Origin of the sequence: Pseudomonas sp. NPDC089758 (genome assembly GCF_044748705.1) — a bacterium.
Classification (GTDB): domain Bacteria; phylum Pseudomonadota; class Gammaproteobacteria; order Pseudomonadales; family Pseudomonadaceae; genus Aquipseudomonas; species Aquipseudomonas putida_X.
Genome location: NZ_JBIVGN010000022.1, coordinates 71,705 through 82,908 on the forward strand (window position 1 = coordinate 71,705; position 11,204 = coordinate 82,908).

8 protein-coding genes and 1 pseudogene are annotated in these 11,204 nt (G+C 62.2%); 6 read left to right on the top strand and 3 right to left on the bottom strand.

All coding sequences use genetic code 11. The features are described 5' to 3' along the window. Positions 1 to 342: 342 nt before the first annotated feature. Positions 343 to 1,677, bottom strand: coding sequence for an ammonium transporter (locus ACIPZH_RS23630; protein WP_241804977.1), 1,335 nt, complete (start codon positions 1,675 to 1,677; stop codon positions 343 to 345). Positions 1,678 to 1,725: 48 nt separating this feature from the next. Beyond that, entirely contained in the window at positions 1,726 to 2,064 is a 339-nt protein-coding gene (glnK, locus tag ACIPZH_RS23635) for a P-II family nitrogen regulator (protein WP_002555808.1), read from the bottom strand. Between the two features lie 365 nt (positions 2,065 to 2,429). On the opposite strand from glnK, the gene ACIPZH_RS23640 reads away from it, so the two are divergent. Continuing rightward, entirely contained in the window at positions 2,430 to 2,693 is a 264-nt protein-coding gene (locus tag ACIPZH_RS23640) for an accessory factor UbiK family protein (RefSeq protein ID WP_241804976.1), read from the top strand. A gap of 16 nt (positions 2,694 to 2,709) precedes the next feature. Here ACIPZH_RS23640 and ACIPZH_RS23645 read toward each other — a convergent pair whose 3' ends face one another. Next, the gene (locus tag ACIPZH_RS23645; protein WP_400638049.1) at positions 2,710 to 4,737 is read right to left on the bottom strand and encodes a DUF4034 domain-containing protein; all 2,028 of its coding nucleotides are present in this window, start codon (positions 4,735 to 4,737) and stop codon (positions 2,710 to 2,712) included. A gap of 225 nt (positions 4,738 to 4,962) precedes the next feature. Here ACIPZH_RS23645 and ACIPZH_RS23650 point away from each other — a divergent pair, with 225 nt between their 5' ends. From ACIPZH_RS23650 to ACIPZH_RS23670, 5 genes and pseudogenes are all read left to right on the top strand, one after another. Then, positions 4,963 to 6,453, top strand: a complete 1,491-nt coding sequence (locus ACIPZH_RS23650; RefSeq protein ID WP_400638051.1) for a YifB family Mg chelatase-like AAA ATPase — start codon at positions 4,963 to 4,965, stop codon at positions 6,451 to 6,453. Between the two features lie 139 nt (positions 6,454 to 6,592). Beyond that, on the top strand, positions 6,593 to 6,853 hold the full coding sequence (locus ACIPZH_RS23655) for a DUF2790 domain-containing protein (protein WP_267820104.1): 261 nt from the start codon (positions 6,593 to 6,595) through the stop codon (positions 6,851 to 6,853). Positions 6,854 to 7,070: 217 nt separating this feature from the next. Beyond that, the gene (locus tag ACIPZH_RS23660; RefSeq protein ID WP_267820102.1) at positions 7,071 to 8,378 is read left to right on the top strand and encodes an Nramp family divalent metal transporter; all 1,308 of its coding nucleotides are present in this window, start codon (positions 7,071 to 7,073) and stop codon (positions 8,376 to 8,378) included. Positions 8,379 to 8,555: 177 nt separating this feature from the next. Then, positions 8,556 to 8,765: pseudogene (locus ACIPZH_RS23665) on the top strand (helix-turn-helix domain-containing protein); the annotation flags it as partial. 161 nt (positions 8,766 to 8,926) lie between these two features. Then, positions 8,927 to 10,714: a monovalent cation:proton antiporter-2 (CPA2) family protein gene (locus ACIPZH_RS23670; protein WP_241804966.1), complete on the top strand. Its 1,788-nt coding sequence runs from the start codon at positions 8,927 to 8,929 to the stop codon at positions 10,712 to 10,714. Positions 10,715 to 11,204 lie beyond the last annotated feature (490 nt).

Sequence of the window (11,204 nt, forward strand, 5' to 3'; positions counted from 1 at the left end):
GTGGGTTGGCCACTGCCCTTGAGACGGCACTCCTGACGGGACGCCCCGCCCAGCAGGCCCTGCTCCTGGCAGGACCCGACAAAACCTTGCAGCCCTTGCTGGCCACACGCTATTGGCAAGCCTAGCAAAGGCTGACGAAGCGTGCGGACAACTCGTGCAACACCTCTCGGCGCGCATTCTAGCGCGCCCGGAGAAAAAGCAAAGCTCCATGAACGCCCTGCGAGTTGTAAGTTTTTTGCCTACGTCGCGAACGTGACTGATAAACCGTTTGCTCTGCGAAAAATGGCGAAAAACAGGCAAAAAAATGCCCGGCAAGCCGGGCAAGTTTTTCCAGCGTCGCAGTTACAGGTTGTAACCACGTTCGTTGTGTTGAGCCAGGTCGAGGCCGACCGACTCTTCTTCTTCGTTGACCCGCAGGCCCATCACCACGTCCAGCACCTTGAGGATCACGTAGGTGACGATGGCGGTGTAGACCACGGTGAAAATCACGCCCTTGGCCTGGATCCAGACCTGCGCACCGATGTCGGTGACCGCGCCGAAGCCGCCCAGGGCCGGTGCCGCGAACACACCGGTGAGGATGGCGCCGATGATGCCGCCGATGCCATGCACGCCGAAGGCATCCAGGGAGTCGTCATACCCCAGCTTGCGCTTGAGGCTGGTAGCGCAGAAGTAGCAGAGCACGCCAGACACCAGGCCAATCACCAGGGCGCCCATCGGGCCCACGGTGCCGGCAGCCGGGGTGATGGCAACCAGGCCGGCGACCACACCAGAGGCGATGCCCAGGGCGCTCGGTTTGCCGTGGCCGATCCACTCGGCGAACATCCAGCCCAGCGCTGCAGCAGCGGTAGCGATCTGGGTCACCAGCATGGCCATGCCGGCAGTGCCGTTGGCGGCCGCGGCGGAGCCGGCGTTGAAGCCGAACCAACCGATCCACAGCATGGCTGCGCCCATCAGGGTGTAGCCCAGGTTGTGCGGGGCCATCGGGGTGGTCGGGTAGCCTTTGCGCTTGCCCAGTACCAGGCAGCAGACCAGGCCAGCGATACCTGCGTTGATGTGCACCACGGTGCCGCCAGCGAAGTCGAGCACGCCCCAGTCCCACATCAGCGCGCCATCACCGCTCCAGACCATGTGCGCGATCGGTGCATAGACCAGGGTGAACCAGATGCCCATGAACACCAGCATCGCCGAGAACTTCATGCGTTCGGCGAAGGCACCCACGATCAGCGCCGGGGTGATGATGGCGAAGGTCATCTGGAAGGTAATGAAGACCGCTTCAGGGAACAGTGCCGCAGCCGACGTCAGCCCGTCCGGCGTTACGCCGCTGAGGAACGCCTTGGAGAAGCCGCCGACGAAGGAATTGAAGTTGAGCACGCCCTTTTCCATACCGGTGGTATCGAAGGCCATGCTGTAACCGTAAACGACCCAGAGGATGCTCATCAGGCCGGTGATGGCAAAGCATTGCATCATCACCGAGAGTACGTTCTTCGAACGCACCATGCCGCCGTAGAACAGGGCCAGGCCCGGGATGGTCATGAACAGCACCAGCGCCGTGGCAGTCAGCATCCAGGCGGTGTCACCGGAGTTCAGTACAGGGGCGGCAGCCTCCTCTGCCAGGGCGATGCCCGGCATTACGAGGGACAATAGGGCTCCTAGCCCTGCGATCTTACGCAGAGTCATGTTGTTTTCTCCTGGGGCGTTGGGTTTGGTGAGGCTTTTTTTGGGCGCTTAGATCGCGTCGGTATCGGTTTCGCCGGTACGGATGCGGATTGCCTGCTCCAGATTCACCACGAAGATCTTGCCGTCACCGATCTTGCCGGTGTTGGCGGCCTTGGTGATGGCTTCGATCACTCGATCGAGGTCCTTGTCGTCGATGGCGACGTCGATCTTCACCTTGGGCAGGAAGTCGACCACGTATTCCGCACCGCGATACAGCTCGGTGTGACCCTTCTGCCGACCGAAGCCTTTGACTTCGGTGACGGTGATGCCCTGCACGCCGATTTCCGACAGTGACTCGCGCACGTCGTCCAGCTTGAACGGCTTGATGATGGCTGTGACTAGCTTCATGAAACTCTCTCCCGATTTGGTGGACTTGCCCCAGGAAAACAAACCCGTCTCAAGTCTAAGCGCAGCGGTTGGCTTTGTAACGCGTCGTCGGCATCCGGCTCCGCGTGCGCACTGCCTGGTCACAAGGAACTGCATCAGTGCATGGCTCGTACAGGTCTTTGCAGAAACCTTGCCAGTTCTGTTAAAGCGCTGAAAAACAGGCAGTTGCGTGAAAGATTGAGGATTGGCCAGTCGCCAGCATTGAAAAGATGCACAACTTTGGTGCGCAGCAGTGCACGGGGCTGCTCGAAAAATGTGCAACGGAGCGGCAAACCGGCCCCGTGTTACACTGCCGGCCATTACCCATCTGCAGTGGACAGCCGATCATGCTCGCGCCCAAAGCCCTTCTCGATGCCCTCAGCGACCAGGCCTCGCGCCTGTTCAGCGGCGACACCGCCCAGCCCCGCGCTGAACTGGAAAGCCAGTTCAAGGTGCTGATGCAAGGTGCCTTCAGCAAGCTGGACCTGGTCAGCCGCGAAGAATTCGACAGCCAGATGGTCGTATTGGCCCGCACCCGTGCGCGCCTGGAGGCCCTGGAGAAACAGGTCGCCGAGCTGGAAGCGCGCATGGCACCTGCGTCACAGGAGTAAGCTCCGCGCCCTGCCCTCACGCGGGAGCCCGCACCCGGCCCGGCGCCTGGCTGCTTGGCTTGGGCGGCAGCTCACTGGCGTGCAAGTCCCCTCGAAACAGCGTTGCGCCGCACACCGTGAACAGCGTCCTGAACAGGTTGTGCGAGTTGCAAATCTGCGCCTGAATGCCCTCGATGGTCGCATCCCCCGGCTGCAGCGCGACAGCACGGTTGGCCCACTCGATGGCCGCAAAGCGGCTCGGCTTGCGCGTACCATGCCCGTGCATCCAGGCCAGGCCAAGCTCCGCGCTGGCTCGCCCGGCTATCGCGCAATCGGGGTAGTGCACCAGATCCAGCAAATAGGCGACCGCCTCCGCACGTTCCCGAGGGTCGCCGAATTGGCGCTGCAAAATGGCCACTTGCAAGCGGGCATGGGCATCGAGCGCTTCGTTGCCCAGGCAATCGAGCAGCAAGCGCCTGACCGCCAGCATCGCGCTACGCTCGCTCAAACTCTGTTCATCACGCATGCGCTGGCAGGCCAGTTCGTACTTGGCTACCTGGCTGCCTGACTGCGCGGCACACAGCAGCCAATGCGCAGCAACCCCAGTATCGATGTAGTGTTCCGGCGTATTCTCGAGCCGACCGCAATGCAGCGCATAAAGCGCGGCGGCGGCATCGGGCAGCTTGCACTCGGCACACTGCCTGTATAGAAAATACGCGGCCTCGTGGTACTTGGCGGCCCAAAGCAGGCGCGCCACCTCGAGTACATCAAAGCCCAGCCCCTCGCGCCCGCACTGGCGTTTCACCGCAGCGTGCAGCCAGATACGCGCCTGCTCGACGCACTGCCTGAAACCCCACACGCCGAACTGGTGCCCAACCGAGCGCAACGCACAGGCCGCCGCTTGCCTGCGGTTTTCGCTTAACCGCTCGATGGCGATACGCAGGCTCTGCGCATCGTCAGGCACACCATGGGTCACGACCAGGCAGACAACGCTGTAGAACGGCTCGCCAATGGCCGGTACGAAGCCCTGGTCGGGGTATAGCGCGACAGAGGCGACGAAGTCGCACATCGCACCGGGGTAATCTTGCAGCGAATGGCGGCGAAAGGCCCCTCGCCACGCCATGAGCGTGGCGCGTTCCTTTGGCCTGAGCTCGCGTTGCATCCACCGCTCGAAGACGCGCTGCCAAGCCGCGACCTGCTGCGCCTGATCAGCAGGCGGCAGCCGGAACTGATCCTCAAGCGCCAGCCAGCGGATCGCATTACGCAAGGTTTCAGGCCAGTCCCGACACAAAGGGCCGCTGGCCACGGCATCGATGGCCTCATAGCTACCGCCCCAACGGGGTGTCAGGTAGCTGGCATAGGCCTCGACCGCCTCGAAACAGCCAGGGAACCCGTTCAAGGCATGCCGCAGCCAGTAGTCCCGCGCAGCCCCCTGCTCGGCGAGCGGGCGCAGACTCAGGCACGAAGGCAACACGTGCGGCAGCTCGACCAGCGGTGCCAGTCCATATTTGACCAGCAACGGTGCAGCGGCCTCCTGCACTTCGACATCGGCATGGGCACTGGGCCGAAAGCGCGCCGGCCGGCCATGAAACAGCTCCACCAGCCAGCCTGGCTCACGAAAGTGCGCACTGATCTGCAACATACCGATCGCCGCCGCTACGGGCTGCGCGCATCGCTCGATGGCCCTCAGAAAGTGCGCCGCAGCCATTTCGCAGGCTTGCTCGGCGGCCAGCCAGCGCGCTGCAGACACCTCATGGGCGGGAGCCGTACCGCGAATGTGGCAAGCACGATTGAAGCAGTGAAAGCCCATGGCCACCTGGGGGTGATAGGCCTTGGGGCAGGCCTCGATCCAGGCGTTGAGGCGCTGGGTCAGGGCCTTGCTGCCTTCGACATCCCAGTCGACCAGCATGTGCCCCTGAACGGCCTCAAGGTAGGCCGGGCACTCCCCAGGGCGCGCTTGCCGCCACTGCGCCTGAAGGGTATCGAAGAAACGGTTGAGTTCAGTGAACTCATTGGCCTTGACCCGTTCCAGGATCTGCTGGCGGGTGCGAGTGAGTGATTGCATGGGCAGTACCTCAAGTCCATTTGCAGGCGATGCATTGCCATCCGATGGCAGGAAAGTAACGTTTAAACACTAAGCCATAGATTTGCCGGGTGCAAAGTTATTGGATCCATTTTTGTGCTGACGTGAAAAACGAGGATGCACTCTTCTTGCTCCTGGCCTCCTGAGCCTCGCTATGCTTGGCAATGCCGCAGGAAGCGGCCCCCTCTTCGCGACAACGGAGCGTCCATGTCCCTTGCCCTCGTCCACAGCCGCGCCCAGGTTGGCGTGCAGGCACCGGCGGTCAGCGTCGAAACTCACCTGGCCAACGGGCTGCCCACTCTCACGCTGGTCGGCCTGCCCGAAACCACGGTCAAGGAAAGCAAGGACCGGGTGCGCAGCGCCATCGTCAACTCCGGGCTGAACTACCCGCAAAGGCGCATCACCCAGAACCTGGCACCGGCAGACCTGCCCAAGGATGGCGGGCGCTACGACCTGGCCATCGCCCTGGGCATCCTTGCCGCTGACGGTCAGGTGCCGGTGGCCACATTGACCGATATCGAATGCCTGGGCGAACTGGCGCTGTCTGGCAAGCTGCGCCCGGTTCAGGGCGTGCTGCCTGCGGCACTGGCGGCGCGCGAGGCTGGCCGGGCATTGGTAGTGCCGCGGGAAAACGCCGAAGAGGCGAGCCTGGCGGGTGGGCTGGTGGTGTACGCGGTGGGGCACCTGCTGGAACTGGTGGCGCACCTCAACGGCCAGGTACCTCTGCCTCCCTTTGCCGCTAACGGTCTATTGCTGCACAGCCGCCCTTACCCCGACCTCAGCGAGGTGCAGGGCCAAGTAGCCGCCAAGCGTGCGTTACTGCTGGCGGCCTCAGGTGCTCATAACCTGCTGTTCACCGGCCCGCCCGGCACAGGCAAGACACTGCTCGCCAGCCGCCTGCCCGGCCTGCTGCCGCCGCTGGATGAACATGAAGCGCTGGAAGTGGCAGCCATCCAGTCGGTAAGCGGGCACAAACCCCTTGATAGCTGGCCGCAACGGCCGTTTCGCCATCCGCACCACTCAGCGTCCGGGCCCGCGCTGGTCGGCGGAGGCAGCCGGCCACAACCAGGTGAAATCACCTTGGCGCACCATGGGGTACTGTTTCTCGATGAATTGCCGGAGTTCGAGCGTCGTGTACTTGAGGTGCTTCGCGAGCCGCTGGAGTCCGGCGAGATCGTGATTGCCCGGGCACGGGACAAAGTACGCTTTCCGGCGCGCTTCCAACTGGTGGCGGCCATGAACCCCTGCCCTTGCGGCTACCTGGGCGACCCCACCGGCCGCTGCCGCTGCAGCACCGAACAGATCCAGCGCTACCGCAACAAGCTTTCCGGCCCGCTGCTGGACCGCATCGATCTGCACCTTACCGTGGCGCGTGAAACCACCACGCTCAACAACCAACCTTGCGGCGAGACCAGCGCCGATGTGGCCGCCCAGGTGGCCGAGGCACGCGAGGTGCAGTACCGCCGGCAAGGCTGTGCCAATGCGTTTCTGGACCTCGAGGGGCTGCGCCGGCACTGCGAATTGTGCGCTGCCGACCAGGCCTGGCTGGAGAGTGCCTGCGAGCGCCTGACACTTTCCCTGCGCGCCGCCCACAGGCTGTTGAAGGTGGCCCGCACGCTGGCTGACTTGGAGGGGGCCAGTACGATCGCCAAGGCGCACCTGGCCGAAGCCCTGCAGTACCGGCCCGGAAGTCACTAGCCCTGCGGCGGGTCCTTCATATGCGCACTCAATACTAGCCATAGCGGCAATATATTTTGCGCGCAAAATAATCGCGCGCAATATTGGCTTCAGACAGAAAGCAATCGTCGCCACCCCTTACTGAATCTGGAGAACGACCATGACCCTTCGCACCGTATTCGCACTCACCCTCGCCACCCTTGCACTGGGCACCAGTGCCAGTACCTTTGCTCAGTCCACCGAAGCGACGCCCTACCACTACGGCATGAACCTGGACATCGCGCAGGTGATCAGCCTGGCCCCCTCGGCCACGATCCAGGGCCAGCCAAGCACGGCCACCATGACCTACCGGGACAGCACTGGCCAGGTCCGGAGCATTCGCTACTACCAGCCCGATAACGCTCAAGGCAACCAGAACTGAATGCCCATGCAAGATCGAACAAGGCCGCGCAAGCGGCCTTTTGCGTTTGCAGGATACTGGCATATTCAAAGCAACTGCTCGCGACACCTGTAGCGACAAGGCATTACCTAAAACCTGTAATACTTAGACACATTTGAAAACAAAATGTAGTTGTACGACATCCTATCTACTGTGTTCGACTGCGCTCCTAAACAAGAACAATAACGGAGACATCCCCATGTCGAGCATTCATTCGGCCGAGGGCAGTGCTGCCGCACCCTCTCAAAGCCGCGTAACACGGCTGATCAAACTGCTGGGCCCAGGCATCATCGCGGTGTTGTCCTGGCTTGGCGCAGGTGATCTGATAACCTCATCCGTGGCAGGCGCCAACTACGGTTACGCCATGATGTGGGTACTGGCCGTTTCGTTGCTGCTCAGGTACCTCATCGTCAACATCATCGCCCGCTTCCAGCTGTGCAATAACCAAGGCATGACCATTCTCCAGGGGTACGCGCAACTGCACCCCGTATTTGCCTGGTTCATGCTGGCCTACGCGCTGCTAATGGGCCACCTGATGAACGCCTACATGATCAAGGGCGCTGGCGAAGCGCTGGCGATGCTGTTGCGCATCGACTACCCGCTGCTGTGCTCGATGGCTGTGGTGCTGGCGGTGTGGATGCTGGTCGGGCGCAACATCTACGCGATGATCGAAGGCGTGATGAAGTTGCTGCTGGCGGTGATGACGCTGGCGTTTCTGGCACTGGCCGTAATGTCTGGCCCGGATGTGGCCGGTATCGTCAAAGGCACCATCGGCTTCAGCATCCCCGCCGACGAAGGCGTGCACGGTGCACTGCTGGTGGCGGTGTCGGTGATCGGCGCGGTGGCAGGCTCGGTGGCCAACTTCGTGCACCCCTACGTGATGCGCCAGAAGGGCTGGGTAGGCCCGCAACACAAACGCATCCAGCGCAACGACCTGCTGTTCGCCGTGTTCATCGGTATCGTCATCAACCTGGCCATCTGGATCGTCGGCGCGGAAATACTGCGGCCAAACGGCATCGAAGTGAAAACCCTCGGCGACCTGGGCAAGGCACTGGAAATATTCTTCGGCCCGATCGGCTGGTACATCTTCTTCATCGGTGTGTTCGCCACACTGTTCGCCAGCATTTCCGGCAAGACCACGGCCTTCCCGATGCTGATTACCGATGCCTTCCAGCATGTCCGCCCGCAGCGGCGTGAGCGTTACGGCAAAGAGTTCCACAAGGACCCGATGCACAAGTGGTTCATGCTGTTCATTCTGGTAACGCCGCTGATCTGGTCGATCCCGGGCATGCCCGACTTCGTGACCCTGACCATTGGCGTCAGTGCGTTGAACATCATTGGCTTGCCTGTCATTTCGCTGGGCCTGCTGATCATGTCGAACCAAAAGTCGCTGCTCAGCAAGCAATACCGCAACAACCTGTTCGAAAACATCGCGCTGGCATTCGCGACCGGGCTGGCGTTGTGGGTGGCCTTCCAGTTGGGTGTGGATCTGCTCGGCCTGGGTTGAGCCCCTCGCCCCATCGCCGGCCTGCCGGCGATGGGGCATTGAAGGTTAACGCTGCCTGTTCTTGGCGAACGCGTTATCCCTGAGGCCTTCCCCGACAACAGCCTAATCGATACCTCGAAATGCACTCCAAATTCAGCTTCAGGCCGCACAAGCGGCCAGCATCCACGACATGAAAAGTTTCAGCGTGAGGTGGGCATCACGCCGTTGCAGTACCTGCAGAACGCGCGGATCGACCAGGCACGCAAACTGCTCGAAGGCAGCGACCGTCCTTTGAAGGTGGTGGCGGCGCAATGTGGTTTTGGCAGTGACCGGCATATGCGCAAAGTGTTCTGCGAGCGGCTAGGCATGACGCCGGCGCAGTACCGGGCCCAGTTCGGCGGCAGTTGAGCTGACCGTTCCGCGTTGCCCGCGAAGCGCGAGATAAAACTGTCACACTTGGTGGGACAATGTTTCTCTCCTGCGGCAGATTGTCTTAGACAGCCGCAATCCCCAAAATTGCCCGCCACACTGTTCTAACGCTGCCCCGGCAGCTCATGGAGTTCGAGCCAATGCCACACGAAGGCAGCCTTCTGCAAACCGCGGTGATCTTCCTGTTCGCCGCCGTCCTTGCCGTACCCTTGGCCAAACGCCTGCAACTGGGCGCCGTGATCGGCTACCTGCTGGCGGGCGTGGCCATCGGCCCACAGGCCTTGGGCCTGATCCGCGACACCGAAAGCGTGGCGCACATTTCCGAACTGGGCGTGGTCCTGTTGCTGTTCATCATCGGCCTGGAACTGTCGCCCAAGCGCCTGTGGCTGATGCGCAAGTCAGTGTTCGGCGTCGGTACGGCACAGGTGCTGCTGACCGGTGCACTGATCGGCGCCATTGCCCTGTTCGGTTTCGGCCAGTCACTCTCGGCCGCCCTCGTGGTCGGCCTTGGCCTGGCCCTGTCTTCCACCGCCCTGGGCCTGCAGAGCCTGGCCGAGAGCAAGCAGCTCAACGCCCCGCATGGCCGCCTGGCATTCGCCATCCTGCTGTTCCAGGACATTGCCGCGATCCCGCTGATAGCCCTGGTGCCACTGCTGGCTGCCAGCGGCCCGGACACCAGCCACGGTGACAGCCTGCAGCATGGCCTGAATGTCTTCGCCAGTATCGCAGTGGTGATCGTCGGCGGGCGCTACCTACTGCGCCCGGTGTTCCGCATCGTGGCCCGCACCGGCCTGCCTGAAGTGTCCACCGCCACCGCGTTGCTGGTGGTGATCGGTACCGCCTGGCTGATGGAGGAAGCCGGTATTTCCATGGCCCTGGGCGCCTTCCTCGCGGGCTTGCTGCTGGCCGACTCGGAATACCGGCATGAGCTGGAATCACAGATCGAACCGTTCAAAGGCCTGCTGCTGGGGCTGTTTTTCATGAGTGTGGGTATGGGTGCAAACCTGCGCCTGCTGCTGGAAATGCCACTCGTTCTGCTGGGCCTGACCCTGCTGTTGGTGACGGTCAAACTGGTGCTGCTGATGGGTGTCGGCCGCTTGGCCGGTGGCCTGAACAGCGCCAGCGCACTGCGCCTGGGGATGGTACTGGCCGCCGGCGGTGAGTTTGCCTTCGTGGTGTTCAAGCTGGGCAAGGACCAGGGCCTGTTCGACACCCAGACCTACGACCTGCTGCTGATGACCATCACCCTGTCGATGGCCATCACCCCGCTGCTGATGCTCGGCTGCGCCCGTGCCCTCAAGCGCACGCAGCCTGCGCGTGAAGTACCTGAGCAATACAAAGCCATCGATGCCGGTACCCCGCGTGTGGTGATCGTCGGCATGGGCCGCATGGGGCAGATCGTCTCACGCATCCTGCGTGCGCAGAAAATCCCTTTCGTGGCCCTGGAAACCTCGGTGGACGCCATCGAGATGACCCGTATGTTCGAACAGGCGCCGGTGTTTTACGGCGACCCACAGCGCCCCGAAGTGCTGCACGCTGCCAAGGTCGGCGAAGCGGAATACTTCATCATTACCACCGACGATCCGGAGGTGACCATACGCACGGCAGAGCGAGTGAAGCGCCTGTACCCTCACCTCAAAGTACTGGCACGCGCGCGTAACCGGCAGCATGTGCACAAGCTGGTGGACGTTGGTGCAGAGCCTATTCGCGAGACGTTCTATTCGAGCCTGGAAATGACCCGCCGGGCGCTGGTCGGGTTGGGGCTGAGCAGTGAACAGGCGGCGGACCGCATCGATCGGTTTGCCCAGCATGACGAGGAAGTGCTGGAGGCACAGGGGCAGGTGCGTGATGACCGGGCCAAGGTGATGCAGACGGCCAAGGAAGCGCGGATGGAGTTGGAGCGATTGTTCGATTCGGATGCGGATTGAGGCTTGTACGTCGAATACAAAGAGGGCTCAGGCGTAATGCCAGCCAGTTAAGTGATCCGGGGCCGTTTTGCGGCCCATCGCCGGCAAGCCGGCTCCCACAACGACCGCGCTGTTCTTCAGGCCTGCGCTTTACCTGAGGAAGCAAGCGTCTTGCCCAATTTCTAAAAGCTGACGCAATCCATGTGGGAGCCGGGCTTGCCGGCGATGGGCCGCAAAGCGGCCCCAAGTACTCGCTGGCCCCATCGAGCGCTCGGGCTATTACAGCGCTGCTAGGGGGCTGCTGCGCAGCCCATCGCCGGCAAGCCGGCTCCCACCCCGACCGAGCTGTTCTTCAGGCTGCGCTTTACCTGAGGAAGCAAGCGTCTTGCCCAATCTCTAAAAGCTGACGCAATCCATGTGGGAGATTCTATGGTTATCAGCAAGCCATTTTCCCGCCTTTGGTAACGTATTCGTCCTGATTTCTCATCAGGGCGAATGCCACTCGTGCGAG